Origin of the sequence: Pararhodospirillum oryzae (genome assembly GCF_007992075.1) — a bacterium.
GTDB classification, from domain to species: Bacteria; Pseudomonadota; Alphaproteobacteria; order Rhodospirillales; family Rhodospirillaceae; genus Pararhodospirillum; species Pararhodospirillum oryzae.
This window is the reverse complement of sequence record NZ_BJZO01000002.1, coordinates 22,103-35,372: the sequence shown is the minus strand read 5'-3', so window position 1 is coordinate 35,372 and position 13,270 is coordinate 22,103. Positions and strand designations below refer to the sequence as shown.

Here is a 13,270-nt window from a genome sequence, read left to right as displayed (position 1 = left end):
CACGATGCCCCAACCATTTGTTTTTACGCTCGACTTATCCGAAAAGCCGCCCCCCTTTTCCCTGGCAAACTCCAGAGCATTTTCAGCCGGAATGGCACCGTTTCGGCGGTCCGAAAATGCGATAGTTCAATAAGTTAGAGCGCATTCATTGATCTAGTTTGATCGAAATGCACCCTAGACGGCCGCCATGTAGTTCTTGGCGAAACGCCCGACGTCGATCCGCCATAGAATCGGGGTCCCCTTGGCAATGAACCAACTGTCGCCAACGCCGTAGGTCCGGGTTTCTCCGGTGGCCTCGTTGGTCAAGGTGACCTCGCCCTCGACCACGGTGGCGTGCTCGTTGAACGGATAAACCATCCGGAAACTGCCGCGCGTGCAGGCAAAAAACCCGCAACTGACCGGAGCGTCGGGGGTGCCGTGCACCATCAGGCCCGAAGCCAGGCAGTCGCCATCGAGAATTTCCGAACCCAGCGCGGCGACGGATCCCCAATCTTCGAGGGGAGACGGGCAGAACCCTTGCGTGATCGCGAACATCTCATTCTCTCCTGGTGGTGTGAAATCAGGCCGGTCAGCGCCGGCCGGTGAAATACCCGGACAGTTGATGCCAGGCCTTGCCGGCGGTCATCAGGGCCGGGCGCAACTGATCCTTGGCGAAAATCCGCGCGTGCGGGATGGAGGCCATCAGATCGTACCGGGCCGAGCCCTCGCTCATGCCCTCGGCCAGCACCTTGCACACGATGTGACTCGGGGTGACGCCGAACCCGGCATAGCCCTGGACGTAAAAGGCGTTGGGACGGCCGGACAGGGTGCCGACCTGGGGGAACAGATTGGCGCCGCAGCACAGCGGCCCTCCCCAGGCCAGATCAATCCTCACGTCCGCGAGATACGGGAAGATTTTCAACATGTAGGCCCGGTTCCAGGCCGCGAGGTCGCTGGGGACATACTCCAGAACCCGGGTGGCGGTGCCGAACAGCAGCCGGTTTTCGTTGGTCACGCGGAAATAGTCGATCACCGGACGGATGTCGCTGTATGCGCCCCGGATCGGGCTGATCCGCCGGATCAAGTCCTCCGGCAGTGGCTCCGTGGCGACCTGAAAGGCATAGGTATTGAGGGTGCGCGGCGAGATCTCGGGTTCAAGGTCGTTGAGAAAGCCGTTGCAGGCCCACAACAGCTTCGTCGCGCGAACACTGCCGCGCGCGGTGCGGACGGTGATCCGATCGGCGTAGTCAACCTTGATCACCGGGCTGTTTTCGAAAATTCGCCCACCATGGCCGACCAGCGCCCGCGCCTCGCCCAGCAACAAATTGAGGGAGTGGACGTGTCCGCCCCCCATGTGCAGCAGGCCGCAACTGTAGGCCTCACTGCCGATGATCGTTCCCACCTCGGCCCCGGTCAGCATCCGGATGTCGGCGTCGGGGGAGATGGCGCGAAACTCCTTTTCCCATTCACGCAAGGTGCGCTCCTGGCGGGCGTTGAACCCCATGTAGCCGTAGCCATGGCAGAAATCGGCATCAATGCCGTACTTTTCGATCCGTCCCTTGATGATCCCGGCGCCGAGATTGGCGATCTCGAACAAGGCCGCCATTCCCTCGGGCCCGACATGCTTGCGCACCAGCTCGATGTCGTGGCCGATGCCCGCCATCACCTGGCCACCGTTGCGACCGGTCCCGCCATAGCCGAGATAACGCCCCTCCAGGACGACGATGTTAGTGATACCTTTTTCCGCCAGCTCCAGGGCGGTATTGATCCCGGAAAATCCGCCACCGATGACCACGACATCGGCATCAATATCGGACTCAAGCCTGGGAAAGCTCAGGTCTATCTTGCGTGTTGCTGTGTAATAGTTCAGCGCATCCAGTTTGTTCATGACCATGTTCATGATGACACCTCATGCCGCTTGAAGAACGGGCCGCACCCGATCGGGTTGCGGCCATCCTGCCGGGGAGAGGCACCACGGACATGATAGTAAGCGCCTAAAATTTGACTATTGACGCCAGGTTGCTTAATTCAAAAGCAAACGCAGAATTGCCCATTGTTTGAGCAGAATATACGGGGGTACTCGCTGTTCTGGCATGGGAAGAGGGGCTTGTTTCCCTTTGAGGCCAGGTTGCTCCAGGGCCCGGACCGGGCGCAGCATGGGCGCCATCAACCGTCCGGTCCCGGTCCTTGATCGGCCGCCTCCGCCCCCCCGCGCTACAGGGTTTCGCCTTCCTCGCCGCCGGAAGCAGGGGTGCCATTCTTTGGGGGCTGGGCCGTCCCCCGCCCCGCTCCGGCTCCCGGACCCGCGACGGGAGGCCGCGCCGGGGCGCTCCCCGCGACGGCAGCCGGAACCGCCGGCGCGGCGCGCGGGCCCTTGGGCGCGGGTGCGCCCTCCTTTCCGGACACGGCCTTTCCAGGCGCGGCAGTCCCTTCCAGGGCGCGACGCGCCACCGCGAGGTTGTGCAGCCACTCGCGCACCGGAGTCCCCACCAGATCCAGCGACTGGCGCATCAGGCGCACGGCCGAGGCCGGATCGCCCTGCCGGAAGCGGACCACGCCCAGCAGGTGAACGGCCGCCGGATGCCCCGGCACCCGGCGCAACAGGTCGCGCAATGCCTGGTCGGCCTGGGCGAGGCGACCGGCCCGGATGTGGGCCACGGCCGCCCCCACCGCCGCGCCCGGGGTTTTGGGCCGTTCGCCGTCGGCGGGCGCGGTGATGGCGTTCAACACCCGCTCCTCCACCGGCACATCCAGGAAGGCCAGCAAGGCGCGCACGGTTTCAACCGGTTGGGCCAGCAGTGTCTCGCGTCTCAGTTCGTGCAGGCGCCCGGGCAGCACCTGGCGCCAGTGATCCAGCATGGCGGCCTGGGTGGCCAGCAGACGGCGGGTCTCGGGCGACGCCGAGGCCTCGACGCTGTCGTCCACGCAAACGATCAGGGGCGCGCGCGGAAAGATCACATGGACCATGCCCACCAAGGTGGCATCAAGCGCCAGACCATCCAGCACGTGATCGAACCCCGGCGCTTCCCGTTGCAAGCGGGGGAGCCACCAGGCGGCGGCCTTCAGCGAATCGTCGGCGCTCAGGGACTCCAGGCTTTCGGGAAAGGTGCCGCCCCGGCCGCAATGGCGGTCCCAGGCTTCCAGGGTATCGATGAAGGCGGGAATCAGGGCCAGCGGGCGCACCGCCTGCACCCGGGAATGGGCCGCCAGAATGGCGCGCACCCTTTTCGCCGTGGGCGAGGCCATGCCCACCAGGAACAGGGGCAGGCGCGAGGGATCGCCATGTCCCTGGCGCTGGGCGAAAAACACCGGCGATTGCGAGGCGCGCACCCGCTCGGCCCGCAATGCCAGGGCGATATGATCCAGCCCCGGCGGCCGCGCGGGGGGCGTGGGCGCCACGGGGATGCCGGAAGCGGGCGCGCCGCCAGGGGCGGGTCCGTCCAGATCCTCGCCGGCGGCCAGCAGATCGGCGACGTCCAGGACCGGGGCCGCCCCCGCCCGCGCCGCGTTCGGTGCCTCGCTTTTCATGCCCCCACCTGCCTTGCCCGCGATTGTTCCATCAGCGATGCTACCGGTGTGGGTTCGCCGCGCCAAGTCGCCCGACGCCCCAAACCGTTTCACATCCGGATTTTTCCATGAATTATGACCATGCGTTCCATGCGGGCAACTTCGCCGATGTCCTGAAGCATGCGTGCTTGTGCCTGTGCCTGGTTCACCTCGCCAAGAAAGACAAGCCGTTCCTGGTTCTTGATACCCACGGGGGACAAGGGCGCTTCGATCTGGCCGGCCCCCAGGCCCAGCGTACCCAGGAGGCCGCCGCCGGCATCGGCCGCCTTCTCGCCCACCCGGGACCGTGCCCCGAGTCCCTGGCCCCCTACCTGAAGGCGGTGCGCGCCCTGGGCGGAACGGGCACGGGCCTGCGCGCCTATCCGGGCAGCCCCCTGCTGGCCCGCACCTTGATGCGCGCCCAGGACCGCCTGGTGGTCGCCGAGCTGCACCCCGTGCACGCGCGCGCCCTGGCCGCCCTGCTGGGCCGCCATCCCCGCACCCGAATCGAGCCTCGCGACGGCTACGCCGTGCTCAAGGCCCTGCTGCCTCCCCCGGAGCGGCGTGGTCTGGTGCTGATCGATCCCCCGTTCGAGCAGCGCGACGAGTTCCAGGCCATGGCCCGCGCCCTCAAGGGCGCCTTGCGGCGCTGGGCCAGCGGGACCTATCTGGTCTGGTATCCCCTCAAGGAAGAAGCCGCCGTGGCCGCGTTCCTGGCCGATCTCGCCCCCACGCTGCCCTGCCCCGCCCTGGTCGCCACCTTGCGCGTGCGCCCGGTCACCGCCGGCGAGCGCCTGGCCGGCACCGGCCTGATGATCCTCAACCCGCCCCATGGCCTGGCCACCGCCCTGCCCTCCTTGCTGCCCTGGCTGGCCGAAACCCTGGGCGAGGGAGGCGCCGGATCGTGGAGCCTGGAAAGCCTGGCTCCCGCCGCCGCCGCCCCGCGCGGGGACGCGCCGGCGTGACTCCTCCCCGCCCCACCCCCTTGCTGGATGCCGCGATCGCGGCCTTGCGCCGGCGCGAGGCCCGGCGCGCCCTTGCCCTGGTGTCGCGCGCCCTGGTCCACGAGGGGGAAGCCCAGGGGCAGGGACTGGCGGTCCTGGGGGCGGCCCTGCGCGCCGCCGATCTCCCCCACGCCGCCCTTGAAACCCTGCGCGCCGCCAGTGCCCGGCGCCCCACCCACCTGGGCCTCGCCTACCAGCACGCCCGGGCCGCCCACGACCTGGGCCTGCTTGACGAGGCGCGGGCCGGATTCGAACGCTGCTTGCGCCTCGCGCCGGCCTGGAGCCCGGCCCTCAGTGGCCTGGGCGAAACCTTGCTGACGGCCGGCGACTGGGCCCGGGGCTGGGCCGCGCTCGACCAGGGCAACCGCCCGGAGAACCACAAGGCCCTGCCGCTTCCTCCCCCCGAACGGGCCTGGGACGGCCGCCCCCTGGCGGGCCGGCGGCTCCTGGTGATCGCCGATCAGGGCTATGGCGACATGGTGCAGTTTTGCCGCCTGCTGCCCCCCCTGGCCGCCCGGGCGGGCGGGCCCGTCTTGCTGGGCTGCCCGCCCTCCCTCGCCCGCCTGCTGGGACGAATTCCCGGCCTGACCGCCGTGTTCACCCGTCCGCCCCCCGCCCATGCCTTTGATTGCTTTACCGTGCTCTCCCGCCTTCCCTTGCACCTTGGGCTCAAGGAGACGGACCTTCCGGGCCCCGTGCCCTATCTGCGTCCGCCGCCCACGCTCGCGCGCCGCTGGGCCGGACGCGTCGAGGCTCTGGCGCGCCCCCGGGTGGCCCTGGCCTGGGCCGGGCGGCCCCGGCACGCGCGCGATCACCGCCGCTCGCTGCCCCTGGCCGCGCTGGCGCCCCTGGCCTGCGTCGCGCCGTTCGTGGCCTTGTCGCCGCTCCCCGACTCCGGATCCCCGCCCCCCCTGGCCCTGTGCCCGGTGATGGAGACCCTCGACGATTTCGCCGAAACCGCCGGCCTGCTTCACGAAATTGACTTGCTGATCAGCGTGGACACGGCGGTGGCCCACCTCGCCGGGGCCTTGAACCGGCCGGTGTGGATCTTGCTGCCCTTCACCCCCGACTGGCGTTGGCGCCGCGAACGCGTTGAAACACCCTGGTATCCTTCCGCCCGCCTGATCCGCCAGCCGATGCCCGGCGACTGGGCCAGCGTGCTGGCCCGGGTTCGCGATCTGCTGACCCGCTGGCACGCGGGAAGCCCGCACGGCCCGCCCCCCGATCCCGGCGTTGCCTGACCTTGTTCTTCCTTCTCCCTCGCGCACCGAAATCCCATGGCCCGCCTGATCTTGCTCAACAAACCCTTCGATGTTCTCAGCCAGTTCACCGACAAGGAGGAGCGGGCCACCCTCGCGTCCCTCGTGCCGGTTCCCGATGTGTACGTGTGCGGGCGCCTGGACCGCGACAGCGAGGGCCTTTTGCTGCTCACCGATGAGGGCGCCTGGCAGCACCGCATCAGCCATCCCCGCCACAAGATGCCCAAAACCTACTGGGCCCAGGTCGAGGGCGTGCCCGAACCCGCCGCCCTCAAGGCGCTGTGCGAGGGCGTGACCCTGGCCGACGGACCGGCCCGGGCATTGGAAGCCTGCGTGATCCCCGAACCCGCCGGCTTGTGGCCGCGCACCCCACCGGTGCGGTTCCGGCGCCACATCCCCACCACCTGGATCCGCCTCGGCGTCGCCGAGGGGCGCAACCGGCTGGTGCGGCGCATGACCGCCGCCGTGGGCCTGCCGACCTTGCGCCTGATCCGCTGGTCGATCGGCCCGTGGACCCTGGAGGGGCTGGAACCGGGCTGCTGGCGCGAGGAAACCTTGCCTCCCTGCCCGACCGACGGGCCGCCCCGCCGCTCCGGCCCCTGGCGTTCGCGAGGAAATTTCGTTAAACCTCGAAAGGGTGCACCAACGCCCGGAACGCCATCGCAACGAAAAGGCCGGTCATGACCCCTCCGTCTCCGGATCCCGCCGCCGTCTCGCCGGGCGTGTCCGCCTTGCGTGCCGGCCCCGATCCCACGGCCGCCGACGCCACCCCGGCGCCGTGGATCATGGCTGTTTACAACCAAAAGGGAGGGGTGGGAAAAACAACCACCGCGACCGCCGTGGCGGCGACCCTGGCCGCCTGTGGCAGCCGCGTTTTGCTGATCGACCTGGATTCCCAGGGCAACGCCACGACCGCGCTGGGAGGCGTTTACAATCAGGGCCCCGGAGCCTACGAGTTCCTGCTGGGCGATGGTCCGGCGGAAAGCCTGTGGCGGGAAACCCCGTATCCCGGCTTGTTCCTGCTGCCGGCCTCGCGCGCGCTGGCCGGGTTTGAAATCGAGCTGACCGGCCAGCAGCACCCCCAGTACGTTCTGCGCCGGCGCCTGGCGGCCCGGATGCCGCCGGTTGATCACATCCTCATTGACTGCCCGCCGGCCCTGGGCCTGCTACCGGTCAACGCGCTGGTCGCGGCGCACGGGGTGCTGATGCCGGTGCAAAGTGAGTCCTTTGCCCATGACGGCCTGGTCAACGCCTGCGTCAGCCTGAAAAGCATCAGCGACGCCTTCAATCCCCGGCTCGCCCTGCAAGGGGTGGTGATCACCATGCGCGGCACCGATCCCACCAGCAGGACCTTCGACAAGCTCATCCGCGCCAATTTCGCCGAGGCGGTGTTTCTGGCCAACGTGCCCCGGGATCCCCTGGTCGCCGAGGCCGCCGCGTGCAACCAGCCGGTGGTTGTTTTCGCCCCCCGCGCGCCGGCGGCCCAGGCCTACCTGGAAGTCACCCGCGAGGTGCTGGAACACGAGCAGGCCGCGCGCATGCGCCTGGAGCAGCAGATCCTGCGCGAGGAACGCGCCGCGCCCCCGGCCGACACCCCTCCGCCCGGACACGATGCCCTGCGCCCGCCCGTGCCGCTCCCGGGCCTGCCCGGACTCGCCATCACCGATCCCGAGACCACGACGCTCGCGGCCCGCGCCGTCCTTGACCGCTGGTCACGCGACCAGCGCGCGCCGTCGGACGAGGAGCCCTCGATCACGCCCCGGCGCCCGGCGGCCCGGCCCTCGCCGCTGGCGTCTCCCGCCGGCGCCGACGCGGCCCCGGACCCGGTCGCGCCCACCCATCAGCCCGAGGCGCCCGAGGACGGCATTCCCGTGGACTGGACCGACGCCGTTGACGAAGGCTTCGCGCCCGACCCGACCGACCGGCGCTTGCGTTTCCTGGTCTGGGCCTCGGCAATCGTGGTCGTCCTGGTCGGGGGCGCCGTGGCGGCCGACCTGGTGATTCCTCTTATTCCGTGAGATTTCAGCCCAATATTAACGGGGTGATCACGATGTTAACCGAAACATTCTCCCTGAAGGGGGGGCTCCCCCCGCTCGCGTGCCGCGACGACAGCAAGGACACCGTTTCCATGACGAACAGCCTGGATTCGCTGACCCGGGCCGAACTCAAGGTGATCGAGGACCTGTTCATGCAGGAGATCACGGGAAAAATGATCGAGGTGGCCCGTCGCCATGCCCAGACCCTGGCCGAGCAGGGTCTGATCGAGGAAGCCGTCTTCGTCACCGGGTACCAGCCCAGCGGCGCCGTGACCCGGATGGGATTTCGCCTGACCCCGATCGGGCATTTCCGCTATTGCCAGTGGTGCGACCGCGCCCTTTCCTGACCCCGAGTAACGGATTTTTTCCGATATCCTTTTTATTTCCGGAGTGTTGAACACCCATTCCTTCCTTCCCGAGACCGGAGACCGCCATGCCCCTTGAGCCCAGCGACCCCGATTTCGCCCAACGCGTTCAAGCCAGCTTCGAAAAACAGGCCGTCATGGGCCTGCTGGGGGTGACCCTGGACGCGGTTGGCCCCGGCACCTGCACCTTGCGCCTGCCCTTTCGCGCCGACCTGTGCCAGCAGCACGGCTATCTTCACGCCGGCATCACCACCACCCTGGCCGATACCGCGTGCGGCTATGCCGCGTATTCGCTGATGCCGGCGGAGTCCTCGGTGGTGTCGGTCGAGTTCAAGATCAACCTGCTGGCCCCGGCCGTGGGCGAGGCCTTCCTGGCCCGTGCCCAGGTCGATCGCTCGGGCAAGACCTTGAGCGTGGTTCGCGCCGAGGTCGTGGCCCTGCGCGACGGCCGCGAGGTGCCCGTCGCCCTCATGCAGGCCACCATGATCTGCCTGCCCGGCGGTGCTGTCTGACGGAGATCCAGACCCGCGCTTGCATCGCCGCCCGAAATGGTCAAGATCGCCTGGTCCCCGGCTCCCTTGCCGGGGCCCCCTTTGCAACACCAGACGGATTCCTTTCCATGCAGCCGCGCGTGACCGACGAGACCCAGGCCCCCGACGACGCCCAACCCGCCCCCAGCGCCATCTGGGGCGGCCGTTTTGCCAGCGGGCCGTCCGCCGTCATGGAAGCAATCAATGCGTCCATCGGGTTCGACAAGCGCCTGTACCGCCAGGATATCGCGGGCTCGCGCGCGCACGCGGCCATGCTGGTCGCGGTTGGCCTGCTCACCGAGGCCGATGGTCAGGCGATCGACCAGGGCCTGGCCCGGATCCTGACCGAAATCGACTCCGGCGTCTTCCCCTTCAGCACCCGGCTGGAGGACATCCACATGAACGTGGAAACCCGCCTCAAGGACCTGATCGGCGAGGCGGCCGGACGCCTGCACACCGCGCGCTCGCGCAATGACCAGGTCGCCACCGACTTTCGCTTGTGGATTCGCGACGCCATCGATTTCGTGGACGGCGCGCTCGCGACCTTGCAGCACACCTTGATCGACCGCGCCGAGGAATACGCCGCCACGGTCATGCCCGGCTTCACCCACCTGCAAACCGCGCAGCCGGTGACCCTGGGCCATCATCTGCTGGCCTATGTCGAAATGCTGGGCCGCGACCGGGGCCGGTTCGCCGACGCCCGCGCGCGGCTCAATGAATGCCCGCTGGGCTCGGCGGCCCTGGCTGGCACCGGGTTTCCCATCGACCGCTTCATGACCGCCCAGGCCCTGGGCTTCGATCGCCCCTGCGCCAATTCGCTGGACGGGGTGTCGGATCGCGACTTCGCCCTGGAATACCTGGCCGCCGCCAGCGTGTGCGCCATCCACCTGTCGCGCCTGGCCGAGGAACTGGTGGTGTGGACCAGCGCCCAGTTCGCCTTCGTGCGCCTGCCCGACGCCTATTCCACCGGCAGCTCGATCATGCCGCAAAAGCGCAATCCCGATGCCGCCGAGCTGGTCCGCGCCAAGGCCGGGCGGGTCATCGGGGCCCTGAACAGCCTGCTGGTGGTCATGAAGGGCCTGCCGCTGGCCTATTCCAAGGACATGCAAGACGACAAGGAACCGGTGTTCGAGGCCACCGATACCCTGGAGCTGTGCCTGGCCGCCATGACCGGCATGATCGCCCACATGACCGCCGATCCGGTGCGCCTGCGCGCCGCCGCCGGCCAGGGCTTCACCACCGCGACCGACCTGGCCGACTGGCTGGTGCGCCGTCTGGGCACCCCGTTTCGCGATGCCCACGCCGTGGCCGGACGCCTGGTCCGCCTGGCCGAAACCAGGGGCGTGGGCCTGGAGGAACTGAGCCTGGCCGAGATGCAAACCATCGAACCGCGCCTGACCGAGGAAGCGGCCGCCGTGCTGTCGGTGGATGCCTCGGTGCAGGCGCGCACCAGTTACGGCGGCACGGCTCCCGAACGGGTCCGGGCCGCGTGCCAGGCCGCGCGCGAGCGCTTCGCGCGGCCGGCCCCATGAGACCGCCGCGCCGCCTGGGGGCGGTCGTGACCCTGGCGCTGGTGGTGGCCGTGGCGGCGTGTGCCCGCGTGGCCCCCAACCGGCCGGTGGAAGGCGCCCCCTACCCGGTGCGCTATCCCTTCGAGACCCCGGGGCTGTACGCGCCCACCTACCCCGCCGACGCGGCCGAACGCCAGCGCCTGCGCGACAAGGCCCTGGATGACCAGGGCCGCTTGTTGCCCCCGCCGCCCCTGCCGCCGGACCCGGGGTCATGACGGCCCCGCGAACCGGCGCTCGCCTTGCCTCTTGCGACCCTGGCCGCCGGCCAGGGTCCCGGATGGGGCGGGTGGTGCTGGTTCTGGTCCTGACCTTGCTGGGCGTGGGGCCCGCCACCGCCCAGGGGCAGGTTCAGCCCCTGGTCGCGGATCTTTCCCAGCACCTGGTCGCGATCACCACCGCCTATTCGGGCACCGAGGTCCTGCTTTTTGGCGCCACCGATGGCCCGGGTGACGTGGTCGTGGTGGTGCGCGGGCCCATCGCCACCCACGTGGTGCGCCGCAAGGACCACCTGGGGGTCTTGTGGGCCAACCGGGAAAGCGTGGTGTTCGAGGACGTGCCCACCTTCTACCAGGTTGCCTCCAACCGGCCCCTGGAGGAATTCGCGCGGCCCGAGGTGCTGGCCCGCCACCAGATCGGCGAGGATTACCTGATCTTGCCGGTCCAGGAGGAAGAACGCTACCGCCCCGAAATCCTGGCCCGCTTCCGGACCGCCTTCCTGCGCCTGAAGCGCGAGGAGGGCCTGTACAGCGGCAGCGTCCAGGGCCGGATCCAGACCCTGAGCAACCGCCTGTTTCGCCTGAACCTCACCTTCCCGGCCAACGCCCCGGTGGGGCCCTACATCGTCGAGGTTTACCTTTTCCGGGAAGGGCACGTGATCAGCGCCGAGATCACGCCCCTGGTGATCAGCAAGATCGGCGTGGGGGCCGACCTGTCGGAAGTGGCCACCAACCGGCCGGTGCTCTACGGCTTCCTTGCCGTCTTCGTGGCCAGCCTGGCCGGGTGGATGGCCGACGTGGTTCTTCGCAAGCGCTGAAGGCCTCCCGCCCTCGTTTCGGGGCGACGCACAAGGTCATCGCCTCGGGGGCGAGGCCGGCGCCTTGAAAGGCGCCCGCTTATTTCTGGAAATATTCCAAGACGAGGCGATATTCTACCCGTCTGCCTGCCCTCAACCCCCAAGGACGTCGCCCATGGAGACCTCCGCTTCCTCCCCTTCCGTTTCCGACACACCGCCCGGGCATACCCGTATTTTCCTGGTCGTGGTGGACGACACCGAGGAGATGCGCGCCGCCCTGGCGTTTGCCTGCCGCCGCGCCCGGGCCACCGATGGGCGGGTGGCGCTGCTGCGGGTGATCGAGCCGTCCGAGCTTCAGCACTTTGCCTTCATCGGCAAGATTGTCGAACACGAAACCCGTGAACAGGCCGAGCAGATGCTTCAGCGCATGGCGGCCGAGGTCAACCGCCGCTCGGGACACCTGCCCTCGCTGCACGTGCGCCAGGGCAAGCCCGTGGACGAGTTGCTGGCGCTGGTGCGCGAGGATCCCGGCATTTCGGTGCTGGTCCTGGCCGCGGGCCGGGGCAAGGAGGGGCCCGGCCCCCTGGTCACGGCCTGCGGGGCCGGGTTGGGCTCGCGCCTGCGCATTCCCGTGACCATCGTCCCCGCCGGCATGAGCGAAGAGGAAATCGAACGCCTGGCCTGAGCGGGGGAAGGGCTGCGCGCGCCTTCCCCCTCCGTTTCTCCCCCGCGTCCCCCGGTGGGGGAAGCCGGTCAGGCCTTGCCAGGCACCCGGCTGGTCAGGCGCAGCCAGGCATAGCCCAAGACCCCCGAGAGCAGCGAACCGGCCAGCACGCCCACGCGCACGTCGGTGGCCCGCTCGGGGCTTTCGCCAAAGGCCAGGGTCCCGACAAACAGGCTCATGGTGAAGCCGATCCCGGTGAGCAGGGCCACGCCATAGAACTGGGCCCACGTGGCCCCCTCGGGCAGGCGGGCCAACCCCGTGCGAATGCCCAGCCACGAAAACACCATCACCCCCACCTGCTTGCCCACCACCAGGCCCAGCAGAATGCCAAGCGGCACCGGGGCCAGCAGGCGATCCAGGCTCACGCCCTCCAGCGACACGCCAGCGTTCGCGAACGCGAACAAAGGCAGGATGCCAAAGGCGACCCACGGGTGCAAAACGTGCTCCAGATGGCGGCTGGGGCTGCCTTGCCCCTCCCCGGCGCGCAGGGGAATCGCCAGCGCCAAGACCACGCCGGCCAGGGTGGCGTGCACCCCTGATTTCAGCACGGCCACCCACAGCACCGCGCCCAGCAGCATGTAGGGGGTGAGCGCCCGCACCCCCAGGCGGTTGAGGGCGATCAGGGCACCCACGCATACGCCCGCGAACCCCAGGGCCGTGGTGGACAGATCGGCCGAATAGAACAAGGCAATGATCACGATCGCCCCCAGGTCGTCGAGGATGGCGAGCGCGGTGAGCAGAATTTTCAAGGACAGGGGCACCCGGGGCCCCAGCAAGGCAAGGATGCCCAGGGCAAAGGCGATGTCGGTGGCGGCTGGAATCGCCCAGCCCCGGGCCAGGGCCGGATCGTGGGCGTTGACCAGGAGGTACAAGGCGGCGGGAACCACCATGCCGCCCAGGGCGGCCAGGCCCGGCAAGGCCAGGCGGTCGGGCGAGGAAAGGTCGCCTTCCAGGGCCTCGCGTTTGATTTCCAGGCCGACCAGCAGGAAAAACACGGCCATCAGGCCGTCGTTGATCCACAAGAGCAAGGGCTTGTCCAGACGCAGGTCGCCATAGGCCAGGGTCACATGGGTGGCGAACGTCTGGTCATAGAACCCGGCAAGGGCCGAATTGGCCGCGATCAGGGCCAGCACGGCGGCGCCCACCAGAAGAAGGCCGGCGGACGCCTCCAGGCGCAGGAAGGCGATCAAGGCGGTCAGGGGCATATAAACACTCCGGCCCCCGTCCGGCGCGCCCGAACCCGG

Annotated in this window: 14 protein-coding genes; 10 read left to right on the top strand and 4 right to left on the bottom strand. The window is 69.0% G+C overall.

What is annotated here, in order from left to right; all coding sequences use genetic code 11:
* Nucleotides 1–174: 174 nt before the first annotated feature.
* The 3 genes from ROR02_RS00570 to ROR02_RS00560 all read right to left on the bottom strand — a co-directional run bounded on the left by ROR02_RS00570 (nt 175) and on the right by ROR02_RS00560 (nt 3,507).
* Nucleotides 175–534: a cupin domain-containing protein gene (locus ROR02_RS00570; protein ID WP_147162055.1), complete on the bottom strand. Its 360-nt coding sequence runs from the start codon at nt 532–534 to the stop codon at nt 175–177.
* Nucleotides 535–568: 34 nt separating this feature from the next.
* Nucleotides 569–1,867: an NAD(P)/FAD-dependent oxidoreductase gene (locus tag ROR02_RS00565; protein ID WP_147162054.1), complete on the bottom strand. Its 1,299-nt coding sequence runs from the start codon at nt 1,865–1,867 to the stop codon at nt 569–571.
* A 326-nt stretch (nt 1,868–2,193) separates the two neighbouring features.
* Nucleotides 2,194–3,507, bottom strand: a complete 1,314-nt coding sequence (locus ROR02_RS00560) for a sulfotransferase (protein WP_147162053.1) — start codon at nt 3,505–3,507, stop codon at nt 2,194–2,196.
* A gap of 107 nt (nt 3,508–3,614) precedes the next feature.
* Between ROR02_RS00560 and ROR02_RS00555 the strand changes: the two genes are divergently transcribed.
* From ROR02_RS00555 to ROR02_RS00510, 10 genes are all read left to right on the top strand, one after another.
* Nucleotides 3,615–4,490, top strand: coding sequence for a 23S rRNA (adenine(2030)-N(6))-methyltransferase RlmJ (locus ROR02_RS00555; RefSeq protein ID WP_147162052.1), 876 nt, complete (start codon nt 3,615–3,617; stop codon nt 4,488–4,490).
* Nucleotides 4,487–5,770: a glycosyltransferase family 9 protein gene (locus tag ROR02_RS00550; RefSeq protein WP_147162051.1), complete on the top strand. Its 1,284-nt coding sequence runs from the start codon at nt 4,487–4,489 to the stop codon at nt 5,768–5,770. Before ROR02_RS00555 ends, ROR02_RS00550 begins: the two co-directional genes overlap by 4 nt.
* 36 nt (nt 5,771–5,806) lie before the next feature.
* Complete coding sequence (locus ROR02_RS00545; protein WP_147162050.1) at nt 5,807–6,472, top strand: pseudouridine synthase; 666 nt, start codon at nt 5,807–5,809, stop codon at nt 6,470–6,472.
* On the top strand, nt 6,469–7,806 hold the full coding sequence (locus ROR02_RS00540; RefSeq protein ID WP_147162049.1) for a ParA family protein: 1,338 nt from the start codon (nt 6,469–6,471) through the stop codon (nt 7,804–7,806). Before ROR02_RS00545 ends, ROR02_RS00540 begins: the two co-directional genes overlap by 4 nt.
* Nucleotides 7,807–7,916: 110 nt before the next feature.
* A complete protein-coding gene (locus ROR02_RS00535) occupies nt 7,917–8,171 on the top strand; it encodes a hypothetical protein (protein ID WP_147162048.1) in 255 nt (84 codons plus the stop codon).
* Nucleotides 8,172–8,257: 86 nt separating this feature from the next.
* On the top strand, nt 8,258–8,701 hold the full coding sequence (locus tag ROR02_RS00530) for a PaaI family thioesterase (protein WP_147162047.1): 444 nt from the start codon (nt 8,258–8,260) through the stop codon (nt 8,699–8,701).
* A 107-nt stretch (nt 8,702–8,808) separates the two neighbouring features.
* A complete protein-coding gene (gene argH / locus ROR02_RS00525) occupies nt 8,809–10,251 on the top strand; it encodes an argininosuccinate lyase (protein ID WP_147162046.1) in 1,443 nt (480 codons plus the stop codon).
* The gene (locus tag ROR02_RS00520; protein WP_147162045.1) at nt 10,248–10,505 is read left to right on the top strand and encodes a hypothetical protein; all 258 of its coding nucleotides are present in this window, start codon (nt 10,248–10,250) and stop codon (nt 10,503–10,505) included. The genes argH and ROR02_RS00520 overlap by 4 nt, the downstream gene beginning before the upstream one ends.
* A 62-nt stretch (nt 10,506–10,567) precedes the next feature.
* The gene (locus ROR02_RS00515; RefSeq protein ID WP_147162044.1) at nt 10,568–11,323 is read left to right on the top strand and encodes a TIGR02186 family protein; all 756 of its coding nucleotides are present in this window, start codon (nt 10,568–10,570) and stop codon (nt 11,321–11,323) included.
* A 154-nt stretch (nt 11,324–11,477) separates the two neighbouring features.
* Nucleotides 11,478–11,987 carry a universal stress protein gene (locus ROR02_RS00510; protein ID WP_147162043.1) on the top strand — a complete coding sequence of 170 codons (510 nt, stop codon included), beginning with the start codon at nt 11,478–11,480 and terminating at the stop codon, nt 11,985–11,987.
* A gap of 68 nt (nt 11,988–12,055) precedes the next feature.
* Here the strand turns inward: ROR02_RS00510 and nhaA are convergent, their stop codons facing one another.
* Complete coding sequence (gene nhaA / locus ROR02_RS00505; RefSeq protein WP_147162042.1) at nt 12,056–13,231, bottom strand: Na+/H+ antiporter NhaA; 1,176 nt, start codon at nt 13,229–13,231, stop codon at nt 12,056–12,058.
* Between the last annotated feature and the right edge of the window lie 39 nt (nt 13,232–13,270).

Coding starts and splice junctions, on each gene's coding strand:
- ROR02_RS00570 (WP_147162055.1), bottom strand. CDS start 534: ATGTTCGCGATCACGCAAGGGTTCTGCCCGTCTCCCCTCGAAGATTGG.
- ROR02_RS00565 (WP_147162054.1), bottom strand. CDS start 1,867: ATGAACAAACTGGATGCGCTGAACTATTACACAGCAACACGCAAGATA.
- ROR02_RS00560 (WP_147162053.1), bottom strand. CDS start 3,507: ATGAAAAGCGAGGCACCGAACGCGGCGCGGGCGGGGGCGGCCCCGGTC.
- ROR02_RS00555 (WP_147162052.1), top strand. CDS start 3,615: ATGAATTATGACCATGCGTTCCATGCGGGCAACTTCGCCGATGTCCTG.
- ROR02_RS00545 (WP_147162050.1), top strand. CDS start 5,807: ATGGCCCGCCTGATCTTGCTCAACAAACCCTTCGATGTTCTCAGCCAG.
- ROR02_RS00540 (WP_147162049.1), top strand. CDS start 6,469: ATGACCCCTCCGTCTCCGGATCCCGCCGCCGTCTCGCCGGGCGTGTCC.
- ROR02_RS00535 (WP_147162048.1), top strand. CDS start 7,917: ATGACGAACAGCCTGGATTCGCTGACCCGGGCCGAACTCAAGGTGATC.
- ROR02_RS00530 (WP_147162047.1), top strand. CDS start 8,258: ATGCCCCTTGAGCCCAGCGACCCCGATTTCGCCCAACGCGTTCAAGCC.
- argH (WP_147162046.1), top strand. CDS start 8,809: ATGCAGCCGCGCGTGACCGACGAGACCCAGGCCCCCGACGACGCCCAA.
- ROR02_RS00520 (WP_147162045.1), top strand. CDS start 10,248: ATGAGACCGCCGCGCCGCCTGGGGGCGGTCGTGACCCTGGCGCTGGTG.
- ROR02_RS00515 (WP_147162044.1), top strand. CDS start 10,568: ATGGGGCGGGTGGTGCTGGTTCTGGTCCTGACCTTGCTGGGCGTGGGG.
- ROR02_RS00510 (WP_147162043.1), top strand. CDS start 11,478: ATGGAGACCTCCGCTTCCTCCCCTTCCGTTTCCGACACACCGCCCGGG.
- nhaA (WP_147162042.1), bottom strand. CDS start 13,231: ATGCCCCTGACCGCCTTGATCGCCTTCCTGCGCCTGGAGGCGTCCGCC.